Origin of the sequence: Psychrobacter sp. AT9, from assembly GCF_047272965.1 — a bacterium.
Lineage (GTDB): Bacteria > Pseudomonadota > Gammaproteobacteria > Pseudomonadales > Moraxellaceae > Psychrobacter > Psychrobacter glaciei.
Genome location: NZ_JBKOTW010000001.1, coordinates 1,347,917 through 1,363,926, shown reverse-complemented (window position 1 = coordinate 1,363,926; position 16,010 = coordinate 1,347,917). Strand labels below are relative to the sequence as shown.

Sequence of the window (16,010 nt, the reverse complement as noted above, 5' to 3'; positions counted from 1 at the left end):
ATAAATTAACAAGTAATAATGAAACTCTCTGACCCAGTATAGAGACAAAGTAGCCTGTAAAACAAGGTTGTGTCGTTTTCTTTTAATGGCAACTGTATTTTTGACAAATAAAAACCCGTGATAACGTATTATCACGGGTTTTTTTGTACTCTATATGCGTGATTGTGCTAAGTTTAAGAGCCCAAAGCCGCTTTCGCTTTTTTGTGTTTTTTGACCGTCATTGCTAACAGCTGTATGGCAGCAGGCGTAACGCCGCTCACACGTCCAGCTTGAGCCAACGTGGCAGGACGGACTTGCGTAAGTTTCTGTACTATCTCGTTTGATAGACCTGACACCACACTATAATCAAAGTCTAACGGCAAAGCTGTATTTTCTAGACGCTTCATTTGATCGATGTCTTCTTGCTGACGATCGATATAACCTGCGTATTTGACAGAAATCTCTATCTGCTCACCCACCTGTGTGTCGACTTTTGAGTCTGTAATAGCAGCTATATCAGCAAAGTGAATCTGCGGACGCTTAAGCAAATCAAAGGCTGTCGATTCTTTAGAGAGCACTTCACCAGTTTGCTCAGTGACTTGTTTACCTAGCGCATTAGAAGGTGTTGCCCACATGTCTTTTAGACGTGAAGTCTCTGTCGTAATCGCTTCCATTTTTTCTTGATAAGCCTGCCAGCGCACATCATCTACCAAGCCAAGCTTACGACCCGTCTCAGTTAAGCGTTGATCTGCATTGTCTTCACGTAGCAGTAGGCGATATTCTGCGCGGCTCGTGAACATGCGATATGGCTCAGTCGTTCCATGGGTAATCAAATCATCGACAAGCACACCAAGATACGCTTCATCGCGGCGCGGTGTCCACGTCTCAAACTCACTATTATTAGTGGTGACGAGTGCCGCATTAGTACCTGCTAGTAGACCCTGCACGCCCGCTTCTTCGTAGCCAGTCGTTCCGTTGATTTGACCAGCAAAGTATAAACGATCAATAGACTTGGTCTCAAGCGTTGGCTTCAAGTTTTGCGGATCAAAATAATCATATTCAATCGCATAACCTGGACGAGTAATATGCGCATTTTCTAACCCTTTCATACTATGAATAAAGTCTAACTGCACATCAAACGGCAAACTGGTTGAGATACCGTTTGGATATAGCTCGTGCGTGGTCAGACCTTCTGGCTCGATAAATATCTGATGGCTGTCTTTATCCGCAAAACGATGGATTTTGTCTTCAATCGATGGGCAATAACGTGGACCAACCCCTTCGATTTTGCCAGAGAACATCGGTGAGCGGTCTAAATTCTCACGGATGATGTCATGAGTGCGCGCATTGGTATGCGTGATATAGCAGTTGACCTGCTCAGGATGCATGGATACATCACCCATATAGCTCATCACTGGCAACGGTGTATCACCCGGCTGTACCGTCATCACACTAAAGTCAACGCTACGTGCATCGATACGTGCGGGCGTGCCTGTCTTTAAGCGACCAACGGGTAATTTTAATTCACGTAAACGATCAGCCAGCTTGATAGACGGTTGATCTCCTGCGCGTCCACCCTTTGAGTTTTCAAGTCCGATGTGAATAACACCGCCTAAGAAGGTGCCTGAAGTCAAAACCACTGTTTCAGTCTTAAAGATAATGCCTGTCGAGCTGACAACCGCCGTTGCGCGACCATTTTCTACCAAAATATCATCAGCACCTTGCTGAAATAAATCCAGGTTAGGCTGGTTCTCTAATGTATGACGGATAGAGGCTTTATAAAGAATACGATCCGCTTGCGCACGTGTCGCGCGTACGGCAGCACCTTTACGGCTGTTCAATACGCGAAACTGAATACCCGCTTTATCAGTTGCTAGCGCCATGGCACCGCCCAACGCATCAATCTCACGTACCAAGTGTGATTTACCAATTCCACCAATCGCTGGATTACAGCTCATCTGCCCCAACGTCTCAATATTATGCGTCAACAGCAAGGTCTGCGCGCCCATACGTGCGGCTGCCAAGGCAGCTTCCGTACCGGCATGACCGCCACCGATAACTACCACGTCGTAATGTTTTGGATATTGCATGCATGCCTCGCTTGAATGACGATATTTCTGGCGACAAGTTATGGATTATTGACCATAACTTGTCGCGTGATAAATAGGCGTCAATCGTATTTTAAGAACGGATAAGGTAAATCGCTAAAGACCTTTAGAAAAAAAAGGAGCTTAATAGATAACCCATCATTATAACAATTTTTTGATGCTTAAAAAACGTTACTGCAAAAACTATTGAAATTAAGCTTTCGCAGTACCCTTTAACCCATGAGCACTTTCTCGCAAATGCTAAATTATCATGATTACTTCAGGTCTAAGCTGTTACCAGGACTCAGCGGTACAATACGATCTGCCTGACCACTACCCAGCATATGATGGCTACCATAACCCTCTGGATTGATCTGTAAATATGCATTCATCAAACCAATGGCATCACCATCGTCACTGGCTAAAATCTGTTCTTTAATCATATCTACTGGCGGCAATGGTAAGTTCTTAAGTAGTGCCAAGCGCTGATCGTTATCCCCTTTATTGACAACCAGCTCAATAAGCTGACGGGCATCAATCGGTAGATCTGGCGTATTTTGTGCCAGCAAAGCTAAATGGTAAGCACCCGCGGTATCTTGATCCGCAACGACACGTTGTTCGATAGCAATATAAGTGCCTTCAGTCGCACCACCCGCCACACTGAGCTGATGAATACATTTCAGTGCTGAATTTGGCTCGTTACCTGCAATTTCTGTAATGCGTGTCGATTCACTTTTTAAGTAGTCACGGCGCTTTTCAATCGCAGCTTGCTCGGCGGCTTCTTGCTGCTTATCTTTTTGGTCATTTTCTTGATCAGCAGCTTGTGGTTCAGTGAGTTCATTATTATTTGATTTAGTATTCATAAGGCTCTCTTATTATGTAAACTGGGTTTATCTTGAACACTATATGGGGTTAAAACCTATAAAAACAATCAATTGCATAGACAATAAAAAACCCGAGCAGCCAGTCCAATCTGTTAAGAGAGGCTACTCGGATTCGCTGTGCTTCATGATTATGCGACGATTATTTAGACATTAACACAGTCCAATAAAAGCGCTTAAATATTAGGCAGCAGGGCTGTTTGCTTCAACCAACGGCTTAAGCTCACCTGATTGATACATCTGCAAAATGATATCTGATCCGCCCATCAACTCGCCGTCAATCCATAACTGCGGGAACGTTGGCCAATTGGCAACTTTTGGCAACGTTGCACGGATTTCTGGGTTTTCTAAAATATTTACAAAGGCAAACGGACGACCGATCTGAGTAAGAACCTCAATCGATTTAGCAGAAAAGCCACATTGTGGAAATTGCGGCGTGCCTTTCATGTATAAGATAACTTTATTATCTTTAATTTGATCACGGATCAATTGTTCAACATCGTTTGCAGCAGTATTTGGGGTTTGTTCGCTCATAAAAGCTCCTATTGATAAAGCGGTTCATTAAAATGGTTATTTATATAATAAAACAATTATATGAAGATATGGGGCAATCGTCATAGTATTACAAGCAGAATCTACATATCGATTCAGCCAATCATTCTTTTGGTCAATCGCTCTCTAGCTAGGTTCGATGACGTTAGGTTAGATGACAGGAACTAATAATACCACGGCATTAGCCATGATGCCTTCTTGCCGACCGGTAAAGCCTAGTTTTTCAGTGGTGGTAGCCTTAACGCTGATATTTCCAATATCAGTATGTAAATCACTGGCGATGTTGTCACGCATTGCCTGACTGTGCGGCGCCAGCTTTGGACGTTCGCACATTACGGTGATATCAGCATTGCCTAGCCGGTACCCTGCTTCTTGTACTTTACCATAAACATAACGTAGCAAAACTCGTGAATCCAAACCCGCATGCGCCGCATCAGTATCAGGAAAATGTTGACCGATATCACCAAGTGCCAGTGCACCAAGCAGCGCATCCGCGAGGGCGTGTAGCATTACATCTCCATCAGAATGCGCCAGCAAACTGTGAGTATGCTCAATGGGCACGCCTGCTAATATGACATATTGCTGCTGCTGACCATTATTATGAAAAGCATGAACGTCGATACCTTGACCAATTTTTATCATTATTATTCCAAATTGAGCGTGATTAAAATAATTGAAAACCACTATCTGAATTTTTAAAGCTATTTTCTGACGGTAAGACCGCTTAGCTCGCCACCAGTTTTAATTAACTGGTATAATATGACGCTTATTTTATCATAATACCCAGTCTAAGAGATAAGTCCAAAAGATAAGCTGAGATTATCAAATCGCTAAGCCTGTTAACCCTAGGGGTTACATTAATTTCAGTAGTCGTTCAAATTTGGATAAGGTATAAAAAGTTGAGCCGCTCTATGTCAGTCATGCCAAACACTTCAAGCATACCCGTTTCTGATTCTTTTAACGCCCAGCGTCCTTTAACGCTTGCCGATATCGACAATCCTAGCACCAAGCATGTGATTGTCGGTATGTCAGGTGGTGTTGATTCTTCTGTGTCTGCCGTCCTACTCCAGCAAGCAGGCTTTAAGGTCGAGGGTCTGTTTATGAAAAACTGGGAAGAAGATGACGGTACCGAATACTGTACAGCAATGGACGATTTGGCCGATGCGCAAGCGGTATGCGATAAAATCGGTATGAAGCTGCACACTGCCAATTTTGCCATGGAATATTGGGATCGGGTTTTTGAGCACTTTTTAGCGGAATATAAAGCTGGACGTACACCCAATCCTGATATTTTATGTAATAAAGAGATTAAGTTTAAGGCGTTCTTAGACTATGCCTTGACCCTTGGTGCTGATTACATCGCTACTGGTCACTATACGCGGCGCAGTATGAATTACACCAACGCCAATGGTGATGAGGTCGCTCAGCTATTACGCGGCTTGGATAATAATAAAGATCAGAGCTACTTCTTACATGCCGTCGGTGGTGATAAAATTGCCAAGACACTATTTCCAGTTGGTGAGCTTGAAAAACCAGTGGTGCGTCAGATCGCTGAAGAGCACGATTTGGCGACTGCCAAAAAGAAAGACTCTACAGGTATCTGCTTCATCGGTGAGCGCCGTTTTAAAGATTTCTTACAACAATACCTGCCCGCCCAAAAAGGCGATATCGTGACTGACGATGGGCATACCATCGGCACTCATGATGGCTTGATGTATTATACTTTGGGTCAACGTGGCGGTATCGGTATTGGCGGTGTCAAAGATCGTCCTGAAGAACCTTGGTTTGTATTGGCAAAAGACCTAGACAAAAACCGTTTGATCGTTGGTCAAGGGCATGAGCATCCAATGATGCTCAGTAATGAGCTGACCGCTTATAAAATGGATTGGGTCGATGGTCTGCCACCTATGGAAGTGTTTACCACAGAGGGTTTACGCTTTATGGCAAAAGCACGCTATCGCCAACCAGATCAAGCGTGTCGTGTATTTGCGACAAGTGCTGACGGAAGTGATGTCCGCGTGGTGTTTGACGAGCCACAACGCGCAGTCACTCCTGGTCAATCAGCAGTCTTTTATATTGATGAGGTTTGTTTAGGCGGTGGCGTGATTGCGTCAATTGATGCGCCTTGTGGATTCTAAAAGAATTATAGCGTTACTTTCGAGAACCGCGACACCATTATTAAATTATTTTTACTGTTGTACTTAAAACGATTTATTTCACTACAATCACTGACTAAGCTAAAGGATATCTATGACCACCTCTTTTTCTGCCTTGACAGCCCTTTCTCCAATCGACGGTCGCTACGCGTCTAAAGCCGACAGTTTACGTCCTTATTTATCTGAATTCGGTCTGATCAAAGCTCGCGTTACCGTTGAGATTCGCTGGTTGCAGTCATTGGCTGATAATAGCGCTATCGGCGAATTGGCAGCATTTGATGAGGCAACGAATGCTTTTTTAAATGCTATCGTTGATGATTTTAGTGAAGCAGATGCGCAAGCCATCAAAGACATCGAAGCCACAACCAATCATGATGTGAAAGCCGTTGAATACTTTATCAAAGACAAATTCCGTGGTCAGGACGCACTCATTGATTCGCTAGAGTTCATCCACTTTGCTTGTACCAGTGAAGATATCAATAACCTATCATATGCGTTGATGCTCAAAGACAGCCGCGAGATTGTGGTTGCTAAGATGCAACAAGTGACCGATAGCATCGTTGATTTGGCTATTACTCATGCAGACCAGCCGATGCTGTCACGTACCCATGGTCAAACAGCCAGCCCAACAACCCTTGGTAAAGAAATGGCAAACGTGGCCTATCGCCTAGCCCGTCAAATCAAACAAATCAACCAAGTAGAGCTATTAGGTAAAATCAATGGCGCGGTTGGTAACTACAATGCGCACTTCTCAGCTTATCCTGATGTTGATTGGCAAACGCATGCTGAGCAATTTATTAATGAGCGTTTAGAGCTAACCTTTAATCCTTACACCACGCAAATTGAGCCGCATGATTACATCGCTGAGTTGTTTGATGTAGTAAGACGCTTCAATACCATTTTGATCGATTTCAACCGTGACATTTGGCAATATATTAGCTTAGGCTATTTTAAACAGCGCCTAAAAGATGGCGAAGTTGGTTCTTCTACCATGCCGCATAAAGTCAACCCGATTGATTTTGAAAACTCAGAAGGCAACTTGGGCGTTGCCAATGCGATGCTGGCACATTTGGGCGAAAAACTGCCAATTTCACGTATGCAGCGTGATTTATCAGACTCTACCGTACTTCGTAATATCGGTGTTGGTCTGGCGCAAAGTATGATTGCTTATGATGCTTGTTTGAAAGGCGTGAGCAAACTTGAATTGAATGCGCAGCGTTTGGATGACGACTTAAACAATGCACAAGAAGTATTGGCTGAGCCGATTCAAACCGTCATGCGCCGCTACCGTGTTGAAAACCCATATGAGAAGCTTAAAGCTCTGACTCGTGGTAACGCCATGACTCGCGAAGCCATGCTGACATTCGTTGAAAGTGATGAGCTATCTGCGGTGAGCGATGCGGATAAAGCGCGTCTACGTGACATGACACCAGCGACTTATATTGGTAATGCTACTGAGCAAGCCCTTACCATTAAAGATTGGATTGCAAAACTTTAAATCAGTAGCTGTCAGTACCATTGCGGTATTCATCGTAATGGTGCTGGCAAGTATTGAGCCTCTAGAATGGTCAAGCTACCTACTACATCAGTTGGGTACCTTGATTTTTTTAGGGTTGATGCTACTAGCCTACCGCTATTGGCATATTAGCTCACGCTCCTATGTTCTCGCTTCACTATTTCTATTTATTCATATTATCGGTGCACGTTATCTATATTCATATGTGCCCTATGATAATTGGACACAGCTCATATTTGGTGTCAGCTTAAACGATTTTTTTGGTTGGCAGCGTAATATGTATGACAGGCTCGTACATTTTAGCTATGGGCTTTTACTGTTCAGTGCGATGGTTGGGAGCTCAAAATTTATCTTTAGGATATCATCCATCAAACTTTTGATAGCCATTGCACTCATGATTAATATGTCATCAAGCCTGCTTTACGAGCTATTAGAATGGGGAATTGCAGCGACTTTATCGCCAGAAGCGGCAGAGGCTTACAATGGTCAGCAAGGTGATGTTTGGGATGCCCACAAAGACATGGCATTAGCACTACTCGGTGGGCTGATTGCTGCGGTGATTACTCTATTTCAAACTCGCCACGATAATGTCGTGATCAAGTAGCCGAAAATAACAGCCGAATAATAAATTAATCATCTTTTTTGTCGTCATCACTGTCGCCCGGTATGATGGCTTTACCCACAGCGACGGTACCTTTAACCACACCTTTAGTGGTTTTATAAGCGATTTTAGCTGGTACGGTTACTATCTTGTGTACACAGGCTTGTAGTAAAAAAATACTAGCGATAATGACGATAAAATGTAATTTTTTCATAAACTTCCTACGATTGATGGGATGCTCTGATATTGGCCATTAACAAGTAGCAATTAACGTCAATAAGACTGGTTATCAGATAAGCGATAATCATAAACTATTAAAACCTTCCTATAAAGCACTCCTCACGATTAATCTTATACCCATTTTCAGATATGGACTTATCAATGACCTCAATTCCCCTTTGTTTGCCCGACGCCATTACTCCTGAGCAATTTTTGAGCGAGTATTGGCAAAAAAAACCCTTGCTTATCAAGCAAGGTTTACCACAACTTATTGGCATGTTTGAACCTGACGACATGCTTGGTCTAGCCCTTGAAGAAGATGCCAGCGCGCGTCTGCTGACCCAAGCAGCCAGTAAAAAAGAAGGTCAAGCGCAATGGCAACTCAAAAAAAGCCCACTGGCTGAAGCTGATTTTAATAAATTACCAGATCAATGGACCGTATTGGTGCAGAACATGGAACAGTGGTCACCTGAACTTGGTCAATTGTGGCAAGCCTTTGACTTTATACCTCAGTGGCAACGTGATGACATCATGGTTTCCTATGCGCCCAAAGGTGGTTCAGTCGGCAAACATTATGACGATTACGATGTATTTTTAGCGCAAGGATTTGGGTCTAGACGTTGGCAGCTGGGTAAATTCTGTGATAAAAATACTGAGTTCGTCGCTGATGAGCCGATTCGATTGTTTGATGATATGGGCGAGATTATATTTGATGAAATACTAGAAGCCGGTGACGTGCTTTATGTACCGCCGAAACTATCGCATTTTGGTGTCGCACAAGATGATTGCCTGACTTTCTCTTTTGGCTGTCGTCGTCCAAACTTGATGCAAATCATCGATAGCTTGGCTGATATCGCCACCAACGATAGCGACTTATTCATCCCAATGCTGTTGCCACAAGCGCTGCAAGCATCAGGTGAATTGCAAGCGAGCAGCATTAATGCCATCAAAGATCAGCTATTACAAATGCTACAGTCTGAGCGTGGTGATGATATCATTCGCCAAGCAGTGTCTGAAGTCGTCAGCAAGCGCCAGTATGATGCACTGATGCCAGAAGAGACGTTAGACACCGATGAGCTGATACAAGCTCTAGCAGAAGGTGCCACGTTGCAAGCGGACTATAGCAATCGTCTACTCTATAGCCGGACTAATGAGGGCATTACGCTATATGCAAATGGTCAGCGCATTGACGGGCTTGACGAGGCAGCGGGCGCTGTATTGATCCGTTTGGCTAATGGCGAACACCTAAATAGCCAAGATGTCACCGATATTGATGCAGATGATTTGAGTGAATGGCTAGAGAACGGCTGGGTGTGGATCGACGCGGCTGAATAACTTTGCATAAAATTGCACGTAATTGGCTTATCCAGACATGAGAAAACCGATACCTGATTGATTCAGATATCGGTTTTTTAATGCATATTACTTTTTAAGTTAGAGTCTTTATTGTGACATCAGACATTACTTAAATCCTTGGCTAAGTACCAAGCTCAAGCAAGCTCGCATTACCACCAATAGCAGTGGTATTAATCGTTCTTACCCGCTCAGTGACAAAACGATGGAGGTAATCAGGCGTTAGCATCTCTGACATGCCTTCCATATCGGTTACAGCAATTACTTGCGTCAAAATACCATCTGTATTGGCAAGCTCTTGACTGATTGTCTGTATTTCGCTGTTATTGCCTGCAACAGCAACTTGCGCAAGACGGTCAATGTATAACAGCGTGATCGTTTGCGAATCATTAGCCACACTCAATACATCATCGCTAATGCCAGTGTCATAAAGGACTTTTGCTGCTTCATCACACATCTCAGCCTGACTAGGACAATGCAATATCACTTCATTGCCCGTCAATAATGCAGCGATTAGCTGTCCAAGTACTGCCATTGCACGCGCAGACTCACCGCCGATAACCATCGTTTTACCACGACCAGTGACATATAAGTCGTTGGACTCACCCGTGGCACCCGTCATACGCTGTACTTCATCCAGACTGGGCGCGGCGCTCAATAAGTGATGGAATAGACGCTTTGCCTTGTTGACATCACCAGTCAGCAGCGCCAGTTTTGGGATGGCTGCTTGTAGATACGTTGCACGATTGACTGCGCCAAGTAATCGCCAAGCTTCACAAACCTGGGCATGATTTTTTTTAAATTCAGTCGCCATGTTGCTGCTCCTTATGCGATTTCTGGTTGAGTAAGTGATTCAGTTTTAGTATTGGTAGCAGTGTTTTGCTTAGTAGCACTTGTTTGCTCAGTAGCAACTGACTCAGAGCTTAGCTGCATGAGACGGGCGACGTAATGTGGACCACCCGCTTTTGGACCCGTACCCGATAGACCACAACCACCGAACGGTTGGACGTTTACGACCGCACCGATTTGGTTACGGTTGACATAGGTATTACCGACAAAGGCACGACGTTCAATATGCTCAACAATATTTTCAATACGGCTGTGAATACCTAGCGTTAAGCCAAAGCCAGTAGCATTGATAGCATCGATAAGCTTGTTTAAATCACGGGCTTGATAACGTAGCACATGCAATATCGGGCCGAAATGCTCACCACCAATCACGTCGATACTTTTGACTTCAATCGCAGTTGGTAACACAAAGGTAGACTGCTCTTGACTGACAACCGAGCTGGCACTCATCGGTGTCTGCGCCAAGATATTGGCCGTTGGCTCAGCGACCATGCGTTCGATATGCGCCTCAAGACCTTGCTTGGCATCATTATCAATGACTGGGCCGACATCGGTAGCTGCATACAGCGGGTTGCCCACGACTAGCTCAGCCATATTGCCTTGCAGTAGCTCAATCAACTCATCAGCCACTTCTTCTTGTACACAGAGTATGCGACAAGCTGAACAACGCTGACCTGCCGAACCAAAGGCAGACAGTACAGCATCTCTGACCACTTGTTCAGGCAAGGCTGTTGAATCGACAATCATGGCGTTCTGACCACCTGTCTCAGCGATAAACACGGGCAACTCCCCGCTGGCTTGCGCATGATCATTTAGACTTTGATTGATACGTTGCGCGGTTTGGGTCGAACCGGTAAAGATGACACCAGATAAATTGTCAGCGGCGGTTAATGCCCCACCCACTTCACCTGCTCCAGTGACAAACTGTAGCGCCTCGACTGGCACCCCAGCTTGATACATCAGCTGCGCACCGAAATGCGCGATTAAACTGGTTTGCTCAGCAGGTTTTGCGACAACGGTATTACCGGCGGCAAGTGCTGCCACAATCTGACCGGTATAAATAGCCAATGGGAAGTTCCAAGGGCTAATGCATACAAAGGTGCCGCGCGCTTTATACACTTGACGCGACTGCTTGCCAGATAAATCAATAAACTCATGCGCTTTTGCGTCTAAGCGTTCCGCTTCATCCGCATAAAAACGGCAGAAATCAACGGCTTCTTTGATCTCATCAATACTGTCTTGCATGGTCTTGCCAGCTTCAACTTGGCACAAGGCCATTAGTTCAGCATAGTTTTCTTCGTAAAGATCAGCGGTTTTGCGCAATATTGCCGCACGTTTTGCCGCTGGCACTGCCTGCCACGCGCTTTGTCCGGCTACTGCGGCATCAATGGCTTGACGCGCCAAGTCTGCATTGGCGTATTGTACGTCGCCTGCGATAACTTCATGATTCCACGGCGCACGCACTGTATGACTATCAAGCTTCTGATCTTTACCATCCACTGAAGAGTCATGTATTGCTTGCCCATTGATAATAGGCGACGCTGACCATGTCTTTGTTAAATGACTGTCAATCGCGGCTTTGAATAATAGCCACTGCGACTCTACAAATATATTGGGACCAAAGCTGGCACGGCGATCGCCATAAATCTCTAAAGGCAACGGAATCTCTGGATTGTTTAACGTATCATTCGCTACTAGCTTGTCATACGGGTGCACCGTCAGCTTATCAATCGGATAAGACTTATCTAATAACTGATGCACAAATGAGCTATTTGCACCATTTTCAAGTAAACGACGTACTAGATATGGCAGTAAGTCTTTGTGCGCACCAACTGGGGCATAAATACGAACAGGGATCTTGTATGTTTGTAAGATATGGTCATAAAGCGCATCACCCATGCCATGCAAACGCTGAAATTCAAAATCTCTATGCGCACTCATGGTCATCACTGATGCCAAAGTATGAGCATTATGGGTCGCAAACTGCGGCCAAATAAGTCCGCGCAGATGCTCAGACAACAAGAAGCGCGCACAGGCTAAATAAGCGGTGTCCGTGCCTTCTTTACGCGTCCAAACGGGATATCCTGACAAGCCTTTTTGTTGGGCAAGTTTAATCTCAGTATCCCAATAAGCGCCCTTAACCAAGCGTAACGGGATACGATCGCCAACTTCTTTTGCCAAGCGTGCAAGCCAAGCAAAAATAGCAATGGCGCGCTTAGAGTAACCTTGCACCACTATGCCCAATCCATCCCAACCAGCGGTTAGCGAATCACGATAGAGCGACTCAAACAGCTTTAGAGATATCTCTAGGCGATCGGCTTCTTCGGCATCGATGCTCAAATCCACATCCACTTCGCGTGCCGCTTCGATCAGCAATAAGCAACGCTGACGCAATAATCCCAACACCTGAGCTTCTTGCGTGGCCTCATAGCGTGGATGCAGTGCAGACAGCTTGATAGAAACAGACGGCTTTGGCATACCCTCTTGAACTTTGACATTGGCAGTCGCTTTAATCGCATGCAAATAGTCATTAAAGTATTTTTCAGCGTCTCTATGGGTAATCGCCGCTTCACCCAACATATCGAACGAATAGGTATAGCCTTTATTACGATACGGCTGACTGTTTTTGTTGGCGTCTTCAATCGTCTCACCAAGGACAAACTGATGCCCCATAATACGCATGGCTTTTTGCATCGCCGCCCGAATCATTGGCTCGCCCATTCTTTTGGTCATTCGATCCAAAAATCCTGAGGCAGTCGTGCCGTTGTCGATACTGACGACACGTCCTGTCATCATCATGCCCCACGTCGAGGCATTGACCATAAAACCATTGTCATCTTTTAAATGCTTTTTCCAATCCGCCACACTCATTTTGTCACGAATCAGCGCATCAGCTGTATAGTTGTCTGGCACCCGAATCAGGGCTTCAGCCAAACTCATCAGCAAAATACCTTCTTGCGTATCAAGGCTGTATTCAAGTAATAATGAATCGACCATTTTGATCGCTTTGCCATCATTACGCACATACTCAACCAGCTGGCGCGTCTGGTCACTCGCAGCTTCACGCTCTTCGTCACTTGGTTTAGCAAGTGGCAATAAGTCAGACAACCAGCGCTGCTCATCAACACTATATAACGGTGAGATGCGTGCATACAGCTCATCTGCAGACAGGTCAATATAGTCTGGCGATAGCATATCGACAGGATTAAATAAAATCGGCTCTTTCGGGGTAAACTGCTCTACTGGGTTCATACCAACTCCATCACTATCGTCTAAAAACCATGATAAATGGTCCATGAGGAAAACTGAGCGCTCTGGTTCACTGTCTATAACCCTACCATATTTAATAGGAGTTATTGACTGTGACTCACAGCAATAATCAAAAGACCAAACGGCGCCATCGTAAAACGAGCAAATCCAGCATAAGCTGGAAACGTTTAAGTAGGTCGTTCGAGTGTTAAACGGGCTACGTTAACAATATAAAGGCAACAACGAACAGTTAAGCGGCATTAGTGCCTTCTTCTTGTTAGTAGTGAAAGGAGTTTGATTAATGGTTCAAGGCTGAATATCATTAGGACAATAATCTATCGATTATCATGCTAATAAGCCAAAATCTACCATCTTATATGACGCTAATTCACTGTAAGAAAAACCTCTACGGCGTTGATTGAGGTGATGCGCTTAACCTGGCTATGGTATCATGAAAAAAAATTTCAAACTAACGATATTTAGGATTTAAGACAATAAATATCTACTTTAAAAACAATTAGTTATAACTATCATGACGGCAATGACGCTTTAGTTATAATTTTTTGTTTACTATTGGTCATTAATTGTTTTGTAGAGCAGAGAATTTCGGTTAGTTATCGCAAGGCACTTTACTTAAAACACAAAAAAACCCTCCTTATTAATCCATAATAAAGAGGGTCAGAATATACGTAATGCTAGTATAGTTAGCTACATGATATAAACTATCCACATCACGTTAGCGACTTATAAAAGTACCAGCTTTGCCAATAGAATGGCTGTCAAAATCCATACTGGAATCGTAATTTCAGAGAACTTGCCTGTCATCAACTTCACCGCTGTAAAGGTAATAAATCCAAGCGCAATACCATCAGCGATAGAATACGTAAGCGGTGTTAGTAATAATACCACTGCTACTGGTGCTGCTTCCGTCAAGTCTTCCCAATTAATGTCTTTGAGAGTGAACAGCATCAATACCGACACATAGAATATCGCCCCTGCGGTTGCATAAGCGGGAATCATACCCGCTAATGGCGCAAAGAAAATACTAAGCAAGAATAGCACACCAACCGTCACAGCCATCAGACCAGTTCGACCACCTGACGCAACTCCTGACGCACTTTCAATATAACTGGTCGTTGACGAAGTACCTAGCATGGCACCAGCAACCGTAGCCGTTGAATCAGCCAATAGCGCTTTGTCCATATTAGGAATATTGCCATCTTTATCAATCAGGCCTGCTTTATTGGCAATACCAACCAAGCTGCCTGCTGTATCAAACAAATCAACGAATAAGAAAGCAAAAATAACACTAATCATGCCAATATCAAACGCGCCTGCGATATCAAGCTGCATGAGTGTTGGCGCAATCGATGGCGGTGCCGACATAATACCCGTAAACTGCGTGTTACCAGTAACCAAGCTGATCAAGGTAATCAGCAAAATACCAATGGTTACCGCACCTGGGACTTTTTTATACACCAAACCGATGATAATAAAGAAACCGAGAGCAGCCATCATAGGGGCAAATGCAGTCATATCACCAAGCATGACCAAGGTCGCATCACGACCTACGATGATGCCAGAGCTTTGCAGGGCAATAAATGCCAAAAATGCACCGATACCAGCAACGATACCTTGCTTAAGGCTCGTTGGAATGGCATTAATAATCCATTCGCGAATCTTGAATAAGCTTAAAAGGATAAACAAACAACCAGATAGAAATACTGCTCCTAACGCTGTCTGCCATGCATAGCCCATACCCAGCACCACACCGTAGGTAAAGAAGGCGTTTAAGCCCATACCTGGCGCTAATGCCACTGGCAATCTGGCATAAATACCCATAATAAAGCAGCCTATTGCTGCTGCCAAACAAGTAGCAACGAACACCGCTCCTTTGTCCATACCCGCTTCTGCTAATACATTGGGGTTCACAAAGATGATGTAAGCCATCGTCAAAAAGGTAGTAATACCGGCAAGAATTTCCGTTTTGACCGTGGTGTTTTCACCGTTGATCCCAAAATAGCGTTCAATTGCATTCATAAGTGTCGCGCCCAGCTTGCTAGTGAAAGAACAAATTTATTGGTGCCTAAAATAAAGATGACGTCAACAAGCAGGTTGCGACGTCATAATCAAAAGGCAGCGGTAACAAAGAGCAACATTTTAGAGAAAATGAGATACAAATTCAATCATTACCCGTGCCTTGCTGGTTTAAAACGGAAATAAGGCTGTCTTGGCGTTTAAATACTGGATAATAGTTGTATTACTACCCAACCCTGCCTTTAAACCCACCTTATATCGACGAAAATTACACCTCTATCAATAAAATGCAGTTTTTTTCGCTTTAACCTTTTAAAAAAATGACCTTTTCTTCATTTAGCAGTACACTAGTCGGTTGATATAAGTGTGCATAATGCATTGACGCTTCATAGTATGATCGTTTTATCGATTCTGCACGCTGTACTATATGAAAAATATTATTCGTGCATAATATAAGTGCATTTTGTTGAATACCTTCTATTATTACCAGCTTGTGTTACCAGCTATTACCAGCTTAGTTTCGATGCCCTA

At 44.1% G+C, this 16,010-nt stretch carries 12 protein-coding genes; 4 read left to right on the top strand and 8 right to left on the bottom strand.

From position 1 onward, the window contains the following. Positions 1–173: 173 nt before the first annotated feature. From mnmG to ispF, 4 genes are all read right to left on the bottom strand, one after another. Positions 174–2,069 carry a tRNA uridine-5-carboxymethylaminomethyl(34) synthesis enzyme MnmG gene (gene mnmG / locus ACMFL8_RS05860; RefSeq protein ID WP_210540642.1) on the bottom strand — a complete coding sequence of 632 codons (1,896 nt, stop codon included), beginning with the start codon at positions 2,067–2,069 and terminating at the stop codon, positions 174–176. Positions 2,070–2,341: 272 nt separating this feature from the next. Continuing rightward, complete coding sequence (locus ACMFL8_RS05855; RefSeq protein WP_413190346.1) at positions 2,342–2,929, bottom strand: hypothetical protein; 588 nt, start codon at positions 2,927–2,929, stop codon at positions 2,342–2,344. Between the two features lie 201 nt (positions 2,930–3,130). Beyond that, positions 3,131–3,481, bottom strand: coding sequence for a Grx4 family monothiol glutaredoxin (grxD, locus tag ACMFL8_RS05850; RefSeq protein WP_010201219.1), 351 nt, complete (start codon positions 3,479–3,481; stop codon positions 3,131–3,133). 168 nt (positions 3,482–3,649) lie between these two features. After that, complete coding sequence (gene ispF, locus ACMFL8_RS05845; protein ID WP_413190345.1) at positions 3,650–4,141, bottom strand: 2-C-methyl-D-erythritol 2,4-cyclodiphosphate synthase; 492 nt, start codon at positions 4,139–4,141, stop codon at positions 3,650–3,652. 278 nt (positions 4,142–4,419) lie between these two features. On the opposite strand from ispF, the gene mnmA reads away from it, so the two are divergent. The 3 genes from mnmA (at position 4,420) to ACMFL8_RS05830 (ending at position 7,775) form a co-directional block, all read left to right on the top strand. Next, positions 4,420–5,637 carry a tRNA 2-thiouridine(34) synthase MnmA gene (mnmA, locus tag ACMFL8_RS05840; RefSeq protein WP_413191374.1) on the top strand — a complete coding sequence of 406 codons (1,218 nt, stop codon included), beginning with the start codon at positions 4,420–4,422 and terminating at the stop codon, positions 5,635–5,637. Between the two features lie 112 nt (positions 5,638–5,749). Beyond that, positions 5,750–7,153 carry an adenylosuccinate lyase gene (gene purB, locus ACMFL8_RS05835; RefSeq protein ID WP_413190344.1) on the top strand — a complete coding sequence of 468 codons (1,404 nt, stop codon included), beginning with the start codon at positions 5,750–5,752 and terminating at the stop codon, positions 7,151–7,153. Beyond that, on the top strand, positions 7,140–7,775 hold the full coding sequence (locus ACMFL8_RS05830) for a DUF2238 domain-containing protein (RefSeq protein ID WP_413190343.1): 636 nt from the start codon (positions 7,140–7,142) through the stop codon (positions 7,773–7,775). Before purB ends, ACMFL8_RS05830 begins: the two co-directional genes overlap by 14 nt. Before the next feature lie 25 nt (positions 7,776–7,800). On the opposite strand, the gene ACMFL8_RS05825 is transcribed toward ACMFL8_RS05830, so the two are convergent. Next, complete coding sequence (locus ACMFL8_RS05825; protein ID WP_010201200.1) at positions 7,801–7,986, bottom strand: NF038104 family lipoprotein; 186 nt, start codon at positions 7,984–7,986, stop codon at positions 7,801–7,803. Positions 7,987–8,153: 167 nt separating this feature from the next. On the opposite strand from ACMFL8_RS05825, the gene ACMFL8_RS05820 reads away from it, so the two are divergent. Continuing rightward, a complete protein-coding gene (locus ACMFL8_RS05820) occupies positions 8,154–9,326 on the top strand; it encodes a JmjC domain-containing protein (protein ID WP_413190342.1) in 1,173 nt (390 codons plus the stop codon). 142 nt (positions 9,327–9,468) lie between these two features. Here ACMFL8_RS05820 and ACMFL8_RS05815 read toward each other — a convergent pair whose 3' ends face one another. The 3 genes from ACMFL8_RS05815 to ACMFL8_RS05805 form a co-directional block, all read right to left on the bottom strand. Further along, entirely contained in the window at positions 9,469–10,158 is a 690-nt protein-coding gene (locus tag ACMFL8_RS05815) for a 1-pyrroline-5-carboxylate dehydrogenase (RefSeq protein WP_201588386.1), read from the bottom strand. An 11-nt stretch (positions 10,159–10,169) separates the two neighbouring features. Further along, complete coding sequence (gene putA, locus ACMFL8_RS05810; RefSeq protein ID WP_413191373.1) at positions 10,170–13,445, bottom strand: bifunctional proline dehydrogenase/L-glutamate gamma-semialdehyde dehydrogenase PutA; 3,276 nt, start codon at positions 13,443–13,445, stop codon at positions 10,170–10,172. A 741-nt stretch (positions 13,446–14,186) separates the two neighbouring features. Further along, on the bottom strand, positions 14,187–15,482 hold the full coding sequence (locus ACMFL8_RS05805) for an NCS2 family permease (protein WP_010201193.1): 1,296 nt from the start codon (positions 15,480–15,482) through the stop codon (positions 14,187–14,189). Between the last annotated feature and the right edge of the window lie 528 nt (positions 15,483–16,010).

What these genes read in the sequence shown, in the direction of transcription:
- grxD (WP_010201219.1), bottom strand. Translation starts at nt 3,481, where the DNA reads ATGAGCGAACAAACCCCAAATACTGCTGCAAACGATGTTGAACAATTG.
- purB (WP_413190344.1), top strand. Translation starts at nt 5,750, where the DNA reads ATGACCACCTCTTTTTCTGCCTTGACAGCCCTTTCTCCAATCGACGGT.
- ACMFL8_RS05855 (WP_413190346.1), bottom strand. Translation starts at nt 2,929, where the DNA reads ATGAATACTAAATCAAATAATAATGAACTCACTGAACCACAAGCTGCT.
- ispF (WP_413190345.1), bottom strand. Translation starts at nt 4,141, where the DNA reads ATGATAAAAATTGGTCAAGGTATCGACGTTCATGCTTTTCATAATAAT.
- ACMFL8_RS05815 (WP_201588386.1), bottom strand. Translation starts at nt 10,158, where the DNA reads ATGGCGACTGAATTTAAAAAAAATCATGCCCAGGTTTGTGAAGCTTGG.
- mnmA (WP_413191374.1), top strand. Translation starts at nt 4,420, where the DNA reads ATGCCAAACACTTCAAGCATACCCGTTTCTGATTCTTTTAACGCCCAG.
- ACMFL8_RS05825 (WP_010201200.1), bottom strand. Translation starts at nt 7,986, where the DNA reads ATGAAAAAATTACATTTTATCGTCATTATCGCTAGTATTTTTTTACTA.
- ACMFL8_RS05805 (WP_010201193.1), bottom strand. Translation starts at nt 15,482, where the DNA reads ATGAATGCAATTGAACGCTATTTTGGGATCAACGGTGAAAACACCACG.
- ACMFL8_RS05820 (WP_413190342.1), top strand. Translation starts at nt 8,154, where the DNA reads ATGACCTCAATTCCCCTTTGTTTGCCCGACGCCATTACTCCTGAGCAA.
- mnmG (WP_210540642.1), bottom strand. Translation starts at nt 2,069, where the DNA reads ATGCAATATCCAAAACATTACGACGTGGTAGTTATCGGTGGCGGTCAT.
- putA (WP_413191373.1), bottom strand. Translation starts at nt 13,445, where the DNA reads ATGAACCCAGTAGAGCAGTTTACCCCGAAAGAGCCGATTTTATTTAAT.